Annotated in this window: 18 protein-coding genes; 10 read left to right on the top strand and 8 right to left on the bottom strand. The window is 64.8% G+C overall.

The window, feature by feature from the left end; all coding sequences use genetic code 11:
• Positions 1-49: 49 nt before the first annotated feature.
• Both AC4D2W_RS02210 and AC4D2W_RS02205 read right to left on the bottom strand, forming a co-directional pair.
• Positions 50-1,324, bottom strand: coding sequence for a hypothetical protein (locus tag AC4D2W_RS02210; protein WP_490925278.1), 1,275 nt, complete (start codon positions 1,322-1,324; stop codon positions 50-52).
• A gap of 79 nt (positions 1,325-1,403) precedes the next feature.
• Complete coding sequence (locus tag AC4D2W_RS02205; protein WP_490925277.1) at positions 1,404-2,102, bottom strand: TetR/AcrR family transcriptional regulator C-terminal domain-containing protein; 699 nt, start codon at positions 2,100-2,102, stop codon at positions 1,404-1,406.
• A 102-nt stretch (positions 2,103-2,204) separates the two neighbouring features.
• Here AC4D2W_RS02205 and AC4D2W_RS02200 point away from each other — a divergent pair, with 102 nt between their 5' ends.
• The gene (locus tag AC4D2W_RS02200) at positions 2,205-2,939 is read left to right on the top strand and encodes a DUF4386 domain-containing protein (protein ID WP_490925276.1); all 735 of its coding nucleotides are present in this window, start codon (positions 2,205-2,207) and stop codon (positions 2,937-2,939) included.
• A 214-nt stretch (positions 2,940-3,153) separates the two neighbouring features.
• On the opposite strand, the gene AC4D2W_RS02195 is transcribed toward AC4D2W_RS02200, so the two are convergent.
• Together AC4D2W_RS02195 and cynS are read right to left on the bottom strand one after the other, a co-directional pair.
• Complete coding sequence (locus tag AC4D2W_RS02195) at positions 3,154-3,981, bottom strand: formate/nitrite transporter family protein (RefSeq protein ID WP_490925275.1); 828 nt, start codon at positions 3,979-3,981, stop codon at positions 3,154-3,156.
• Between the two features lie 10 nt (positions 3,982-3,991).
• Positions 3,992-4,444, bottom strand: coding sequence for a cyanase (cynS, locus tag AC4D2W_RS02190; protein WP_490925274.1), 453 nt, complete (start codon positions 4,442-4,444; stop codon positions 3,992-3,994).
• Between the two features lie 221 nt (positions 4,445-4,665).
• Here cynS and AC4D2W_RS02185 point away from each other — a divergent pair, with 221 nt between their 5' ends.
• The 7 genes from AC4D2W_RS02185 to AC4D2W_RS02155 all read left to right on the top strand — a co-directional run bounded on the left by AC4D2W_RS02185 (position 4,666) and on the right by AC4D2W_RS02155 (position 10,061).
• Positions 4,666-5,445 (top strand): helix-turn-helix transcriptional regulator, encoded by a 780-nt coding sequence (locus AC4D2W_RS02185; protein WP_490925273.1) that lies wholly within the window; start codon positions 4,666-4,668, stop codon positions 5,443-5,445.
• Entirely contained in the window at positions 5,432-6,433 is a 1,002-nt protein-coding gene (locus AC4D2W_RS02180; RefSeq protein WP_490925272.1) for an acetamidase/formamidase family protein, read from the top strand. Before AC4D2W_RS02185 ends, AC4D2W_RS02180 begins: the two co-directional genes overlap by 14 nt.
• Positions 6,434-6,460: 27 nt before the next feature.
• Entirely contained in the window at positions 6,461-7,222 is a 762-nt protein-coding gene (locus AC4D2W_RS02175; protein WP_490925271.1) for an SDR family NAD(P)-dependent oxidoreductase, read from the top strand.
• A gap of 51 nt (positions 7,223-7,273) precedes the next feature.
• The gene (locus AC4D2W_RS02170) at positions 7,274-7,933 is read left to right on the top strand and encodes an SRPBCC family protein (protein ID WP_490925270.1); all 660 of its coding nucleotides are present in this window, start codon (positions 7,274-7,276) and stop codon (positions 7,931-7,933) included.
• A 48-nt stretch (positions 7,934-7,981) separates the two neighbouring features.
• Positions 7,982-8,353, top strand: coding sequence for a hypothetical protein (locus AC4D2W_RS02165; protein ID WP_490925269.1), 372 nt, complete (start codon positions 7,982-7,984; stop codon positions 8,351-8,353).
• A gap of 4 nt (positions 8,354-8,357) precedes the next feature.
• Entirely contained in the window at positions 8,358-8,948 is a 591-nt protein-coding gene (locus AC4D2W_RS02160; RefSeq protein WP_490925268.1) for an MOSC domain-containing protein, read from the top strand.
• Positions 8,949-9,020: 72 nt separating this feature from the next.
• Positions 9,021-10,061: an FAD-dependent monooxygenase gene (locus AC4D2W_RS02155; protein ID WP_490925267.1), complete on the top strand. Its 1,041-nt coding sequence runs from the start codon at positions 9,021-9,023 to the stop codon at positions 10,059-10,061.
• A 220-nt stretch (positions 10,062-10,281) separates the two neighbouring features.
• Here AC4D2W_RS02155 and AC4D2W_RS02150 read toward each other — a convergent pair whose 3' ends face one another.
• Both AC4D2W_RS02150 and AC4D2W_RS02145 read right to left on the bottom strand, forming a co-directional pair.
• Positions 10,282-10,911 carry a cysteine hydrolase family protein gene (locus AC4D2W_RS02150; protein ID WP_490925266.1) on the bottom strand — a complete coding sequence of 210 codons (630 nt, stop codon included), beginning with the start codon at positions 10,909-10,911 and terminating at the stop codon, positions 10,282-10,284.
• A gap of 52 nt (positions 10,912-10,963) precedes the next feature.
• Positions 10,964-12,049 (bottom strand): LLM class flavin-dependent oxidoreductase, encoded by a 1,086-nt coding sequence (locus AC4D2W_RS02145; protein WP_490925265.1) that lies wholly within the window; start codon positions 12,047-12,049, stop codon positions 10,964-10,966.
• 89 nt (positions 12,050-12,138) lie between these two features.
• Here AC4D2W_RS02145 and AC4D2W_RS02140 point away from each other — a divergent pair, with 89 nt between their 5' ends.
• Positions 12,139-12,726 (top strand): CGNR zinc finger domain-containing protein, encoded by a 588-nt coding sequence (locus AC4D2W_RS02140; RefSeq protein ID WP_490925264.1) that lies wholly within the window; start codon positions 12,139-12,141, stop codon positions 12,724-12,726.
• A 31-nt stretch (positions 12,727-12,757) separates the two neighbouring features.
• Here AC4D2W_RS02140 and AC4D2W_RS02135 read toward each other — a convergent pair whose 3' ends face one another.
• The gene (locus AC4D2W_RS02135; RefSeq protein WP_490925263.1) at positions 12,758-13,837 is read right to left on the bottom strand and encodes a saccharopine dehydrogenase family protein; all 1,080 of its coding nucleotides are present in this window, start codon (positions 13,835-13,837) and stop codon (positions 12,758-12,760) included.
• Positions 13,838-13,924: 87 nt separating this feature from the next.
• Here AC4D2W_RS02135 and AC4D2W_RS02130 point away from each other — a divergent pair, with 87 nt between their 5' ends.
• Positions 13,925-14,488 carry a TetR/AcrR family transcriptional regulator gene (locus AC4D2W_RS02130; RefSeq protein ID WP_490925262.1) on the top strand — a complete coding sequence of 188 codons (564 nt, stop codon included), beginning with the start codon at positions 13,925-13,927 and terminating at the stop codon, positions 14,486-14,488.
• A 5-nt stretch (positions 14,489-14,493) separates the two neighbouring features.
• Here the strand turns inward: AC4D2W_RS02130 and AC4D2W_RS02125 are convergent, their stop codons facing one another.
• Complete coding sequence (locus AC4D2W_RS02125; RefSeq protein WP_490925261.1) at positions 14,494-15,678, bottom strand: DUF8173 domain-containing protein; 1,185 nt, start codon at positions 15,676-15,678, stop codon at positions 14,494-14,496.
• Positions 15,679-15,932 lie beyond the last annotated feature (254 nt).

The raw sequence follows: 15,932 nt of genomic DNA, 5'->3' as shown, positions 1-15,932 counted from the left end.
GGTCATGGCTAGCGACCAGGTGCCGGGTCCGGGTCCGGATCCGGGAGAGCTAGTCGGCGTCACGCCGCCAGCGAGAAGATTGCTGAGCGAGTCGGGATGCCACCTTTCCCGATGCCGCTTTGGCCTTGCCCATGGTCTCAGCCCGCAGACGTTTGGCAGCGTCAGCACCTTCCGCACTGATCCGCTTGGCCGCGTTCACGCCGTCGGTCCCCGCCACCACAACTCGATCTTTGACGTCTACAGCCGCCTCAACCCAAAGCCTGGCGTCCAACGCCTCCCGTCCGGTGTCGATGCCAAGCAGTTCCTGAAAATCAGCAATGCCGGCGGCTGCTTCGTTGCTGGATTTCACGACGGAACGAGACGCGGCGGGGTTCAACAGGACCTTCGAGTTGGCCGTACCGGCAGCGGCATCCAGGCGGACCATCAGCCGTCCCGTGGTCCGCGCTATATGTTCCGTCCGGTGCCTTCGAGCGGTCTTTAGACCGAGACGGTGCTGGTCAAGGTCCTCCGGCGCCGCCTCAAGAACACGGTCCAGTTCAAGAATGTTGAGGGCATCCTGGAGCTGGAAGCAGCGGGCCAGGACAGCGAGCCACTCGCGCACTTTCGCCTCGGCTTCCTTTGTTGCCTTGGCGAGGTCCCCGACCGCTGTTTTGCCCTCAAGCTTCTCCGCCAGAGCTTCAAGCTGGCGCAGTGCGTACGCCTGCGTCCGGCCAATCGTGCCTGATGTCGCCTGCACCTTGGACCATGTCACCTCGGATACCTTGCCCACTTCCCCACGGACGGTCAGCGCCTCCTCGATGACAAAGTCCACCCCCAGCATGTCCGCAAGCACTGCGTCCTTTTGGGATCGGAGAATGTCGTCCACCTTCTCGTCGATCGCAGCGAGATAGTCGGTGATTTCATCCATGGTCTGCTGCATTGCTACCTGTGCCATGATTCCCGCTGCTCCGGCCAACAGTGCGGGGTTGGCTAGCTTGGATGCGTTCCCGCTGCTGAACTGGACGATTGCTTTGATGCCGCCGCCCTGGCCCTTAGCCTGGACGATCCCCATGCTGAATCCCGTTTTAGAGTTCTTCATCAGGCCGTATTTCTTTATGGCCTGTGCAGATTCCTCCGTCAGCTGCACCCAGCGCCCGGAATTGGCAGCTAGCTGGGAACCTGCCTCGACCGCGCCAGCGGCCTTATTGAGGGAGGAGCCGAGCCGGTGCAACCCAAGGTCCTTCGATTTCAGCCTCTCAGACAACAGGAAACGCTCGACGGCGTTTGGGTCACCGATGACCGCAAGACCATCGCCGTCATTGATCAGCTGGATCTCGTCATCCATCGTTTTGCTCCTGTGTCGAAAAGAAAGTACTGAATCGCTAACCGCTGGATCATTCTCTCCTAAACAAGTCCCGGCAAACCTAAGCGCTACGCCAAGAACCCCGAAGAGCCTCAACGCCGTCCAGCAGGACGTCCAGCCCGACGGTGAATTCGGCGTCGTAGTCATAGCCATCCTTTGCCAGCTCGGCCACCACTTCGAGCAAGTACGGATAACGGGCCGCTGTCTCCGCGGATTCGGCATCGTGTGTTGCTGCGGCTGCCTCGGCCGATTCCTCCGGAGTCTCGAAGGAGAGCGTTTTCTGCTGCAGGGCGAAGCCGTACACATAGGCATCGAGCATGCTCATGACGTGGACGGTGGTGCGGAACGAAAACCCGCTCTGCCGCAGGCATCCCAGCATCGCGTTGTGCTGCCGCAGGTTCTCGGGACCCGGACGGCCCGCTGCCTCCATGAGGCCCACTGCCCAGCGGTGCCGGGCGAGGGCGTCCCGGAGGGAGACAGAACGATCACGGATTCCCTGCTTCCAGCCGTGCCGGGCGTCCGGCTCGGTGACCTCGTTCCAAACGAGATCCACCATGCCCTCAAGCAGTTCCTGCTTATTGGCGACGTGCTTGTACAGCGCCATGGGCACCACTCCGAGCTCCTGGGAGAGGGTGCGCATGGTGAAACCTTCGATCCCCACCTGGTCAGCCAGGTCGACGCCGGCGCGGAGCACGGTTTCCCGGTTCAGGCGCGGTCGGGACGCGGATGCCTCCTGCCGATCCTGAGGTACCTGTGCCAACGATGCCGCCTTCCTGGGAGTTGATGCTTGACAGAGTGTACGTCATACACCTACGTTCATGGCACACGGTGTACTTCGTACACCTTTGGCGATGGGAACACCATGCAACCCTCCAACCGGACCGCCCGGACCGCCGGGGTTCCTTTCCTTCTGACCTTCGTCTCGGCCATCACCGGGGCCGCACTCTACGCACCGCTGCTCACGGACCCGGACTACATCACCGGTCCCGGCGCGGACACCCGCATCCTTCTCGGTGCGGTCTGCGAACTGGTACTGATCATCACGAACATCGGCACCGCCGTCGTACTCTTTCCCGTGCTGCGCAGGCACAGCGAGACGGCGGCGGTTGGCTACTTCGCAGCCCGGATTGTGGAGTGCACGTTCATTGCCGTCGGCATTCTGAGCATCCTCGCTGTGGTGACGCTGCGGCAGACCGCCGGCGACGACGCCGCAGAGTACCTGCCCGTTGCCCGGGCCCTGGTGGCGGTGCACGGCTGGACGTTCCTGCTGGGCCCGGGGTTTGTGGTCGGCATCGGGAACGGACTGCTGCTCGGGTTCCTGATGTACCGCTCACACCTGGTGCCGCGGCCGATGGCACTGTTCGGCCTGATTGGCGGTCCGCTGATGTCACTGTCCGGCGTTGCCGTGCTCTTCGGGGCCTATGGACAGAGCTCGGTTCCCTCAGCCCTGGCCACGCTGCCGGAGATCATCTGGGAGGCCTCGCTGGGGATCTACCTGACGCTCGTCGGCTTCCGCCGGCCGCGCGATGCCGAAACGACCGGAGCCTCCCTCGAACAACCTCACGTCTTGGGGAAGCTTGCGAACGAGCACTCCTAAGGTGGTCGGACGGAGGCCTGCGGTCACCCTGTTTGAACTCGCCGACGGCGCCATCCGCCCCTGACGATCGGGCCCTAGCAACAATCTATTCCGGCTCGACCTCGCTACACGGACTACCCGGAACTGGCTCCGGTTTCCTAGCTCGAACGAACGACGACGGCAGGCCTTCCGCATGATGCGGGAGGCCTGCCGAATATCCGGGTGGGAACAGCCCCTAAGCCTTGATCTTTACCGCCATTTCCCGCGCCGGAGCAGTCCGGGCGTGGGTGCCATAGATCATCAAGCCGACGAATGTCAGCCCGCCCACCAGGTTGCCCACCACCGTGGGGATCTCGTTCCAGACCAGGTAATCCACCAGCGTGAATTCCCCACCGAGCATCAAGCCGATCGGAAACAGGAACATGTTGACCACCGAGTGCTCAAAGCCCATATAGAAGAAGAGCATGATCGGCATCCACATGGCGATGACCTTGCCGGCCAGGCCGTCTGACATCATTGCGCCGACAACACCGGTGGACACCATCCAGTTGCACAGCACGCCGCGGACAAAAAGCGTGAGCATGCCGGCGGCACCGTGCTCCGCGTAGCCCACGGTGCGTCCTTCACCGATCTGCCCGATCGCCTTCCCCACCTCACTCACCTCGGAAGAGAAGCCGTAGGTCCAGACGATCGCCATCAGCACGGCGGTGGTCAGGGCACCGGCGAAGTTGCCGAGGAACACCAGACCCCAGTTCCGCAGCATCGACTTCACGGTGACGCCCGGGTGCTGGTCCAGCCAGGCGAGCGGGACCAGCGTGAAAACCCCGGTCAGCAGGTCGAAGCCGAGCAGGTACAGCATGCAGAAGCCGACGGGAAACAGGACCGCACCGAGCAGCGGCGAGCCGGTCTGGGTGCTGATCGTGACAGCAAACGCCGCTGCGAGCGCCAGAATGGCACCCGCCATGAAGCTGCGGATCAGGGTATCGCGCGTGGACAGGGCAACTTTCGCATGGCCGGCGTCGATCATGCGGAGCGCGAACTCTTTGGGAATCACATAACTCATCGCCGGCCCCTTACCACTGGTACTTCAGGAACTTGCCGTCAATAACCACGCGCACCCGGTCACCTTCGGGATCTTCGCGCCGGTCCAGCTCCACATTGCAGTTGATCGCGCTCATGATTCCATCTCCGAATTCCTCATGAATGGCTTCCTTCAGCGCCGGCCCGTAGACACCCAGCAGCTCGTAGAACCGGTAAATCGTGGGATCGGACTTCAACTCCTCCCCCATGGTTCGGTACGGCTGTTCCTGAAGTGCAAGAACGGTTTCCTCATCCAGATCCAGGAGGCTTCCAGCCTTTTCAGCCAGTTCTGCAGGCATGGGATGCGAGCCCAGGAGGGCCGCGATGGTCCACAGCAACGGGCGGTCAAGCTGCTCGGCCACGCCCGCCCAGGAGGAATCCGAGCGGGCGACGGCGGTGCGCACCTTGAGCGTGGCCCGCTCGCGGTTGGTGTTCCAATTCGTCATTTGTGTCTCCTCGTAAGTGGTCTGCAGGCACTTGCCGTTCCCCCAAAGTAAGTGCGCCTGAAAGGCCGCCCACAGGCTTTATGCGCAGGCCATCATGCGAAGTGCGCAACCACCTCACTCTTTTACCTCCGCGAAACAACAGGGAAATCAATTCCACGCCCGGGATCCTTACGGTGGCGTTATTAGAGGTTCTGAGCGGCTGACGCAGGAGAGAACACGATATGGATCTGCTGGCGCAAGTTGTTCGGGAAGCACCCTTACCGCTCTGGGTCATCGATCAGCAGGGTCTTGTGGCACTGGCCAACAAGGCGGCTATGGGTTTCCTGGGGTACCGGGGCGAGGACGAGGTGGTGGGCGGCCCAAGCCACGACCTGCTGCACAGCTTCCGCCCGGATGGCTCCCCCTACCCGGAGCATGAGTGCCCGATTGTCCGCTCCCCCGGAGCGGACACCGCCTCGGAATGGTTCGTTACCCGGGCGGGAGACACTCGTCCGGTGCGCTGGTCAACGCGCAGCATCGGCTCTGGCCACGGCATACTCCTCAGCTTCACTGCGCAGTCCCGGGAAGAAGCACAGATCGTGCGGGAGCTGCGCCGGCGCGGTTCCGGTCCCCGATTACCGGCCGTCCAGGCACGCGCCGAACTGCGCGAGTCCATGTACCGCACCATCGGATCCCGGTTTCCGGATCCGGAACTCACGACGGCGGAGCTTGCGGCATCGGTGCATCTATCGGTCCGATCGGTGCAGGCAGTCTTTGCGGAGGCAGGGATGTCGCCGGCCGCCGAAATCCGCCGCGTCCGTCTGAATCATGCGCGGGCATTGCTGGAACAGGGCCATGCGGTGCAGAGCGCCTGCTTTGCTTCGGGGTTTCTGGATCCCGGTACTTTCGCTCGTGCCTTCCGGCAGCGTTTCGGTCTGGCCCCCAGCCAGGTGCAGGTGCCATGCCGCGTATATCCAGAACCGGAAACCTCCGATAGCATCCGGACCCATGGAAATCCTTGAGTACCGCCCGCGCCCGGACCAGCTGGTGTACACCTTCGGCGGGGCCGAGCCTGTAATGACAGTTCGGCCGGGAACCGCGTTGAAGCTCTGGTCGGAGGACGCGTTCAACAACGCGCTGACCACGGTCGAGGACCTGTCCAGCGAGAAGGTCAACCTCAACTTCGTAAACCCGCAGACCGGACCCTTCTACGTCGACGGCGCCGAACCCGGCGACACACTCGCCCTGCACATCGTGGAGCTGACCCCGGCGCGAAACTACGGCGCCTCCGCCACCATCCCCTTCTTTGGTGGGCTCACCAGCACAGACCGGACCGCCTTCCTGCAGGATCCGTTGCCCGACACCACCTGGATCTACCACGTGGACTCGCTCCGTCAGACTGTCGGGTTCCAGGCCCGGTTTGGGGACTTTGAGGTCGCCCTGCCGCTGGAACCCATGCTGGGAACGGTCGGGGTGGCCCCTCCCGGCGGGGAGGTCCGCTCCTCTCTCGTCCCCGAACGCTTCGGCGGAAACATGGACGCCCCGGAGGTGAAGGCCGGAACCACTGTGTACCTCGGCGTGAACCAGCCGGGTGCGTTGTTCTCCATCGGCGACGGGCACTACCGCCAGGGCGAAGGCGAAGCCTGCGGCACCGCCGTCGAAGGGGCCATGCATTCCACGATCCTGGTGGAGCTGATCAAAGGCGGCGCCCCCGCCTGGCCTCGGCTTGAGACCGATGCCGAATGGATGGCCGTCGGCTCCTCCCGGCCTATGGAGGATTCCTGGCGCATCGGCCAGCTCGAGATGGTCCGCTGGTTCGGTGAGCTTTTCGGCCTGCATCAGATGGATGCCTACCAGCTGCTCACCCAGACAGCGCAGGCACCGATCGCCAATGCCGTGGACGCCAATTACTCCGTGGTGGTCAAAGCACGCAAAGCCCTGTTCCCGCAGGCCGCAGCCTACGGCGGGCTGCACGCCGACCTGCGCCGGCGCAGCGAAGAACTCCTCTAAACCCCGACAACCCGTCCCGGAGGAACCATGGATCTGCAGTTGAACGGCAAGACGGCACTGGTCACCGGTGGAACCCGCGGAATCGGGCGGGCCATCGTGGAAGGGTTCGCCGCGGAGGGGGCCAACGTTGCGTTCTGCGCCCGGGACGCGGCCGAAATCACCGCCACCGAAACGGCGCTGGCCGGCAGCGGGATCAAGGTGGAAGGCACCGTCCTGGATGTGGGCGACGGCGACGCCGTGGCTGCCTGGGTGGATGCCGTCGCCGGACGCTTCGGCGGGCTGGACGCGGTGGTCAGCAACGTCAGCGCCCTGGCCATCGACGACAGCGCCGAATCGTGGGAGGCCTGCCTGCGGGTGGACCTGATGGGCACCGTGCGCCTGATGCAGACGGCGATCCCGCATGTTGGGCGCAGCGAGTCGCCGTCGCTGGTGGCAATTTCCAGCGTCTCCGGCCGGGAGGTGGATTTCGCCTCCGGTCCATACGGCACGGTCAAGTCCGCGCTGATCGCGTATATGGCCGGGCTGGCCTTCCAGCTGGCCGGGACCGGCATCCGCGCGAACACGGTGTCGCCGGGCAATACCTATCACGACGGCGGCGTCTGGCAGAGCATGGAACAGAACAGCCCGGAAATGTTCGCCTCGTCCCTGGCGCTGAACCCCACCGGCCGGATGGGCAGCGCGCAGGAGGTGGCCGACGTCGTTCTGTTCGTCTCCAGTCCGCGCGCCTCCCGAATGACCGGAGCGAACGTCCTGGCGGACGGTGCCCTCTCCCGGGGAATCCAGTTCTAGGAGCGTTTGAATGCGCCGGGCTGCTGCAGAACGGCCTGCCATACTCTGACCATGACCGTTCACTTCGAGTGCACCACCCGGACGAGCCTGCCAATGCCGGAGCTGTTCGACCGGGCACGGAGCATTGACGCGCACAAGGATTCGATGGCGCGGTCCCGGGACGAGGCCGTCGACGGCGTGACGTCCGGCCTCATCAGCAAAGGTGAGGAAGTCACCTGGCGGGCCTGGCACTTCGGGGTTCCGCTGCGGATGACGAGCCGAGTCACCGAGATGGACCCGCCCAACTATTTCATCGACGAGCAGGTCAAGGGCCCGTTCCGGTGCTTCCGGCACGTTCACGAGTTCAGTTCGGATGCCGCGGGCAGCACGATGGTTGACCGCATCGAGTTCGAGGCGCCGTTCGGCGTCGTCGGGCATCTGGTCGAGAAACTGGTGCTGGCCCGCTACCTAAAGAACCTTATTGAGGAGCGGAATCTGTATCTGGCTGGGGATTCCGCTCCGTTAGTTAACACCCCAGCGGCTCCCGGCCGTAGTCACGTCATGGCCAGCACGAGGAGACGACCCTTGAGAGCGAATACAGAGACACCGTCCGAAACATGGAATGATCCATCAGATGACGTCTGCATGGAATCCCGGGCCCGAACCCGTTGCGCAAAAGTTCGAGGCTGCATGGAGGGTATTCGCAGCCTCCTGCGGCCACCTTTGGGCTAACGAAGCGAGCTATCAGGCGTGGTTTGCGCATTATCTGATCCGGGAATCATGATCCCGCATTACGCCAACGGTGAGGCCCGTTCCTCGGATAAGTCCGGGATAGGAATCCTCAAACATCTCGCAGTGATCTCCGAACTCAAGGTGGGAGCCAGCACCGCAAGCGGCCTCCAGCGCCGCTCAATCCTTGCTGACGTGGTGAAGCTGGGCCGTCTGCTAGACGAAGACCGCAGCATTTCACCCGAATCCGAAGCACCGCTGGCCTATGTCTGCGTGCTGGATAACCACCACCGGCAGTCGTTCGACCTCGAATCGTTGGAGGCAGAGGTGTGCGAAAGTACCTACTACCCCAGGGTTCGGCTGATTACAGCCACCGCCGACCAAAAGCCGGTTGCGCCCGCAGACCGCGCCTTGGTCTGGTAATAACGTGGCACCAATCTCTGCGGGAATCCTGTCCGAGGCCACCGCTTCGACAACAGAATCCAAAGTCCTCTCGGTCAGCCGCAGCAGCAAGCACCATTTCAGCAAGAACCGGGTGGAATCGGTTCTGCTGGTGGAAGGACTCGGTGTCGACGGAGACGCGCATTCCGGCACCACCGTGCAGCATGTGTTTAGGAAGCGGTTCCATCCAACAGAGCCCAACCTGCGGCAGGTGCACCTGATCCATGCGGAACTGTTCGACGAACTGGCGCAGGACGGCTTCGAGGTGCACCCCGGCGATCTCGGAGAAAACATCACCACCCGCGGCATTGAGCTCTTGGACCTGCCGGAGGGGACGCTCCTGCACATTGGGCCCGACGCCGTCGTTCAGGTAACCGGCCTGCGGAGTCCCTGTAGGCAGATCGACCGCTTCCAGACCGGGCTGCTCAAAGCGGTGCTGCCCCACGACAGCAACGGAAAGGTCGTGCGCAAGACGGGAGTCATGGGCATCGTGCTGACCGGCGGGCTGGTGGGCATCGACGATGAGATCCGCGTCGAGGTTCCGACCGGACCACACCGCCGGCTTAGGTGTGTCTGAACAGTTAGTCACCGTCACCGGGGGCTAACCTGACGGTCGTGGGCTTCCACCGGCAATTGAAGAGGAGACGCCATGCGCGGTTCAGCATTGATTGTCGGAGCGGGTATCGCAGGAACCGCGGTTGCGCGGGGGCTGCTCCGCGCGGGATGGTCGGTCCAGGTACTCGAACGCAGCACAAACCTCCCCGGAAGCGGAACGGCACTGGCCATGTGGCCCGCGGCGATGCGAGCCCTCGACGCGTTGGGCGCCGGGGACGCAGTCCGCAGCGGTTCGGTGGAAGAGCACGGCGCACGGATACTGAAACCCGACGGCAGCCAGATCGCAGCCATGGGCGGCAGCCGAACCGCGCGCCTGGTTCCACGCACCGTCCTGCTCGAGGCGCTGGCCGAAGACTTTCCGGCCGGGATTATCCAATGGGATTCACCGGTCGCCGGGCTCGCAACCCTGCCCTCTGCCGATGTTGTCGTCGCGGCCGACGGAATCTTCAGCCGCCTGCGCACCGCCTGCAACGGAATATCGCCCCGGGCGCTTGGAACAGTGGCCTTTCGCGGCATTGTCCCCGGCCCGGCCGGCGGAGTCAGCGAGACGTGGGGGCCCGGCCGCCTCTTCGGCATTACGCCCCTGGATGCCGGCAGCACTAACTGGTTTGCCTGCCTCCGCTCCACCGACCTTCCCGCGCTGGGCTCCCCGGAAGCTATCGGGGCCCAGGGGGCAGACCTGCTGCGCGGCCTCTACCGCGGGTGGCATCAGGACGTCTTCCGGGTCCTTGGAAAACTGGATGGAAGCCGGATCGATTACCGGGAACTGTTCGACGTCCCGCCCCTCCCGTCCTACACTTCCGGGAACTTGGCACTGCTGGGCGATGCCGCGCACGGCATGGCACCGAATCTTGGCCGCGGCGCCTGCGAGGCTCTTCTGGACGCGGTTGCCCTGATAGATGCACTCAGGTCAGCTCCCGACGTGAGCGCCGGCCTGCAGCGCTACGACGCCGGCCGGCGTCGGCGGGGAAACCTCATGGTCCGAGCGGCACGGTTGCTGAACCGCGTCGCCACGGCAGAGCATTTCACCGGAGCCCGAAACCTCGTAATGTCCGCCGGGGCACGGTTCGCCTAGCCCGCACGGACTGTCCGCAGACTCCCTGCATGAGCCGCAAACACCACGGGGTCCCGCCTGGGCCATGGCCACGATACTCTCGGCGAGGTCAATGGCCACCGTCGGCACCGCCGGCCACACGGACTACCCGGCACTTGCTCCGGGTCCCCAGCCGACCCGAACGACAACGGCTCCCCCACACACCGTGGAGGAGCCGTCGTCGTTATGCGGGCGATGATGCCTAGGCGCCGCGCCCCTGCGCAGCGGAGGTGACGAGGTCGCTCTTGGCGAGCGGCTCCCCCGTCCGCAGCGCCGCGGTCCACGTCTCGGCGTCGGCGACCGCAGCCCAGTTGGAGTGCAGCAGTGCCATGAGGGTTTCATGGACCTGGCGTGCCGGTGCGGCGCCGGCTTCGTTGGCCAGATCGATTGCACCGGTCGCGTCGGAGAGGACCTCGACGGCGAAGCCGAGGGGCTCGGCGGCCGCAGCGGAAGCGATCACACAGTTGTTGGTCATGTAGCCAACCAGGGTAATGGTGTCGATCCCCTTCTCCCGCAGCCAGGATTCGAGATCCGTCCCGGCAAAGATGCTGGAGAACTGCTTGCTGATGCGCTTTGCGGCGTTCTCCTCATGGATGGCCACACCTGGGTGGTTCTGCCAGGTCGGCGAGCCGGAAGCAAACACGGGTGCTTCAGCCGGCAGCTCGTGCTGAACGAGCACCACCGGTGCCCCGGCCTCGCGTGCCTCCTTAATAGCGGACTGAATGACGGCGACTGAATCATCCCGGTTCGGATACTGGATCGGAAGCAGTCCGCCGTCGAAGTACTCCTGCTGGGCGTCAATGACAATCAGGGCGCGGCGTGGTGTGGTCATGGGGATCTCCTGTGCTTGTTGGGCGGGAATGGCTGACATTTGAGCAGGTGTACTAACTGGCTGCCGGCAGCGTATCGGAGCGGGGCAGCGAATAGTGGTCGGCGAGGAGGTTGATGCCTTCTTCGTCGAGTTCGGTCGAGTGGCCGCCGACGACGAGCATCACTTCATCGACGCCGGTGCGCTTCCAGAGAGCTTCCAGGCGGTCGGCCACAGCAGCGGCATTCCCGTGGAAACTGCGGTTGGTGTAGGAGTCGAGGATCTGCCGCTCCTGCAGGGTGGCCTCATAGGCCTCGACCTCATCCGGGGGCAGGAGCAGGTAGCCTTCCCGCTTGAACATCCGCAGCATCGCCATCGCCGACGTCGCCGCCTGCCGTTTTGCCTCCGCCGCGTCGTCGCTGATCGCCACGGGCACGCTCACCAGGGTCTGCGGCTCAGCGAGTACGTCGGAGGGCCGGAAGCTGTCCCGGTACAGCTGCAGAGCGGTGTCGATGTCGGCGTCACCGAACTGCAGGGCGAAGGCGTACGGCCGGCCGAGTTGCCCGGCCAACTGGGCCGAATAGGGAGAGGAACCCAGGATCCACATTTCCGGAAGGGCCGGGGACGGCGCTACCCGGTTCTCCCTGGCCTGCCAGGGCCCGGGCACCGCATGGACGTGCCGGTAGGGGTGGTCGGACGGGAACTCGTCCCGAAGGAATCCCTCCAGTTCCAGCACCTGCTGCGGAAAGCTGTCATTGGCATCTGCACCCCGCCGCAAGGCCGCGGCCGTGGCGCCGTCCGTTCCGGGCGCGCGCCCCACGCCCAGATCGATCCGGCCGGGCGCGAGGGCCTCCAACATCCCGAACTGCTCGGCAATCAGCAGCGGTGAATGGTTGGGCAGCATGACTCCGCCGGCACCGAGGCGGATGGCCGCAGTCTCGGCGATGAGCCGGGCAACCATCAGCTGCGGCGACGACACGGAGGTTGCTCCCATCGCGTGATGTTCGGACATCCAGAACCGGTGATAGCCCCGGCGGTCCGCGGTGCGAGCGAGCGAAATAACCGCTGCAAGGCCTTCCTCAGCGGTCATTCCCACTCCCGTGCCGCCTGCGGACAGGACGGACAACGTGAACGGCGCCGTGCCGGATCGACCGTGGTGCATACCAACTCCTCATGGAAACGTGCAGTTTTAAGCGTGATAAGACCCTACCAGGCGTCTCACGGTTAAAGGAAACTGATACCATGAGAAACATGTCTGAATCTATACCCGCAGCCGCACCGGGAGCCGAGGAGCATCCCAGTCTGGCGCTGATCAACAGCGCCGGCCTGCAGCCCGGGGGCAAGAGCTATGACGAGCTGGCTACCCCTGAAGCGGCGGTCGCCTGGCTGAAGGCTCACGGACTCATTGCGCCCGACGCCGTGCTGTACGAACACTGCCGGGGCCGGCTGGCAGCGCTGCGCGCAGACCTGCGGGATCTCTTTACTGCATTCACGGCGGGTGAGGCTCCCCCGGCGGCGGCCGTGGACGCCGTGAACCGCGCGCTCACTTCCGCCCCGGGCACATTGCTGCTGCGGTTTGATCCCGCGGCAGGATTTCTCCGTTCCGCTGACCACCCCGTGACCCAAGTTGTTGAGCACGTCATGGCGGTCATTGCCGACGATGCCGCATCACTGCTCAGCGGCGAGCAGGCGGCCCAGCTCGCGCCCTGCGAAGCGGATTCGTGTAACAGGTTCCTCCTCCGCACGCACGCACGGCGGCAATGGTGCTCGACCCGCTGCGGCGACCGGGTCCGCGCGGCACGGGCCTATGCACGCAAGCGCACTCTGCAAGGCGCCTGACTCCGTTTCGCGGCCGTCAACCGGCTGCTCCTCAATCGCCCAGGAAGGTTGCTCCCGCGTCGGTGGCGAGGCCGGGGCCCAGGGCGGCAGCAGGCGTGTAGGCGCCGCGGGGCGCCGTTCCGTTGCGCAGGGCGCGGACGACGACGGCGAGTACGTCGGCGGTGTAGTCCATCGCGTCGTCGGCGCGCAGCCAGCTCTCGCGGCGGGTGCCGTCAGGCCAGTCAACGACGGCGTGTCCCCACGAATGCGGGCGGGGCCGCGGCGCCCTTCGGGTCTTGCTTGCCGCCAGCGAGGTGATCATCATGCGCCTCATCGACGGGATCCGAAGCAGCCGGGACAGCAGCGGGAGGGCGGGGCGGATCAGCGGTAAGGTCGGTGCCAGCGCGGAGGTGAAGTCGATGATTGCCGCGTTGCTGGCCTGGCGGGCGGCGAACAGCTCACCCGAGGGGACCGCGGCAGACTTCACGGCCGTCCCGTCCGGGAGCGCATGCTTTCGGAGGTTGGAGCCGAGCGGCACCGGGGTGAGGCGCCCCACGCGGTAGGCGCGCCCACCCATGGTCATGACGTCGACAGATGTTACGGCGAGCGCCTCCCCCATAACCCCGTCCTGGGATGCGTACGAGCTGAGCGCGTCGATCTGCACCCGCGCAGGAGCAGGCTTGCCTGCGCAGAGTCGGAGGACTAGGGCTTCCGTGGCGAGCACCCCGAATCCTGCACCTCCGATGACCGTGCTGTTCTCGGCGCGGGCTTCCTTATGGAGATCCACGAGGCCCGAGAGGGTGGTGTAATCGATCGAGAGGTCGACATAGTTGCCGTCCGGCATGCATGCCTTCGCCAGCGGGATTGCGGTCTCGGCATAGGAGCCGAGGAGGTTGACGACGACGAGCGGATGCTCCCGCTGCACCGCGGCGAGCATCTCAGCGAAGCCCGCAAGCCGCCGCGTCTGTATCGAACCGGCGAGGGTGCCGGCGATCGCGGCGAGCCGCTCCGCCGACCTGCCCACCAGGACCACTCCGGGGGTGCGTGCTGCAGCAAGCCGCCCGGCGAGGGCCCGGCCGACATTACCCGTTGCCCCCAGGATCCAGATCTCATCTGCCCGCTTGCCGTCCATGTCGTCCTCCGTCGTGCAGCCATGACGACACTGTGTGCCGTCATATCACGCTACGACACTCTGTGTCGTCATGACTAGACTGGATCCATGCCCCGCTGGAACCCTGACCCGCAAGAACGGCTCGTTACGGCCGCAGTCGAGCTGTTCCGGCAGCACGGCTACGACGCGGTCACGGTCACTGACATCGCGGAGAAGGCCGGCCTGACCCGCAGGTCCTTTTTCCGCCACTTCTCCGACAAGCGCGAGGTGCTCTTTGCCGGCTCACGTGCGAACCTCCCCAGGATTACCCGGTTGGTTGAGGAGTACCCGCCGGACGTGACAGCACGGGACGCCGTCATGGGCGCCCTTGCACAGGTGGGCGACTATCTTTTCGCCGACCCGGCCGTCCAAGCCCTTCGCCAGGATCTCATTGACGGCAGTCCCGAGCTCCAGGAACGCGAGCGGACAAAGCTGGCCGACATGGGCGCCGCTCTGGCGGCAGGCCTCGTCCTGCGCGGCGTCCCTCCGGCAGATGCCCACAGCATCGGAGTCTTCTCCGCCGGGATCTTCCACTCCGCATACGTGCGAACCCTCAGGAGCGAACCGGCAGGCTCGTTTGCAGACCAGCTTCAGGCTTCGGCAGCATTGATTGCCCGCTTTCTGGCGGAATGAACCAACTACAGTGCTTCGTAAGAGCCGGAGGGCTGGTCCCCGCCGTCGCCCCTTCGCTGCTCGACGCCGTCGCCCCTTCGTTGCTCCACGCCGGGAGCGGGCGGTACTCGGCGCCAGGGACGACGGTCGTAGATCGCCAGCAGCTGCGCACCAAGTCCAAGGAACACCATGGCCAGCCATACAACGATGTTCAGCCACGGAATATGCAGGGCGACAATGAGGATCAGACCCCCGACGAGTGCCTTGATCACTGGATGCTGATTGCCGCGGAATATGAGCCTGCCAATGAAATAGGCGCCGAAGACGAAGGTCGCGAGTGTCAGCGTTGTCCATACCAATAGGACTGACAGCGCCAGGGGTGCCCCGATGACCGTGGCCAGAAGGATCAGCACCACAAGCGGAACGGCGATTGACGCCACGAAACCGACCAGCAGCGCCTGCCATGGCCGAGGCAGGAGCCGGTCGGTCACCCGGTGCAGCAAACGGGGAAAGAGCCAGCCCGCGAGCACCGTGATAAGGCTCAGCGCAACCAGCGCGTACAGCAACCCGAGCAGCCATCCCACGAACTTCTCCCCCGCCGAGGGCTCTTGCTCGGGCTCAGGGGCGATTCTCTCCACGGTGCCGGCGACCGCATCCGCGGAGATGCTTGCCTCCTCCTCGGAGTTGTACGTGAGGTTGCCGCCGACCGTCCCGCCGATGGTGAGGCTTCCAACGCCAACTTCCACATCACGGCCGATCGCACCGTTGATTGCGATGTCACCCGCGGCCCCCACCAGGTCGTCCCCGAATGACCCGGCATCGGTGACGGTGACGGTTGCCGCGAAGATCGTTCCACTGCGCGCAACGTCGCCGCTTATGGTCACGTCCTGCCCGGCGAGCCGCACATTTCCGTCGACGTTGCCGGTGATGGTGATCGTCTGGCCTGCCGCGATCACGTCCCCCGTGACATTTCCGCTGATGGTGACACTCTGCCCGGAGGCGTACACGTCGCCGGAAACGTCATCCTGGACGTCAATGTTCAGTCCGCTGTAGAACTGCGGGCCAGAGCCGTCGTTCACCACGGCAAAGGGCGCGGAGTGCGGGCTTGATACCGGGGACGAGGCGAAGGCACCTGACCCCGTCGCCAGAACCAGAATGCAGGCGGCGAGAACTGCGGAGAATGCCCGCCGGGCAGGAGAAGGAAGTCTCATCGGAATGCCTTTCCGGGGTACGGTGTTCGCCTGTTCTTCCTCGACAGAGGGCTGGTGCAGCGGCATCCCGCGGCCGGACTGCCATGCGTGTCCGGAGCCCCGGGTCCCAGGGGCCAATGTATTCAGGGCCAATGTGTTCAGTGTCCAGCAGGCGTCCGCCGCGCAATAGAGTCGACAGCCCCGGATGGACGGCACTGAGGATGATTCATGGAATTAGCAGTACTCGGTCGCCCTCCCACACCCGTGCATCCGGT

The organism is Arthrobacter sp. TJ-58 (assembly GCF_058269295.1).
The sequence above is the reverse complement of the archived record's forward strand: the minus strand, read 5'-3'. Positions and strand labels throughout refer to the sequence as shown.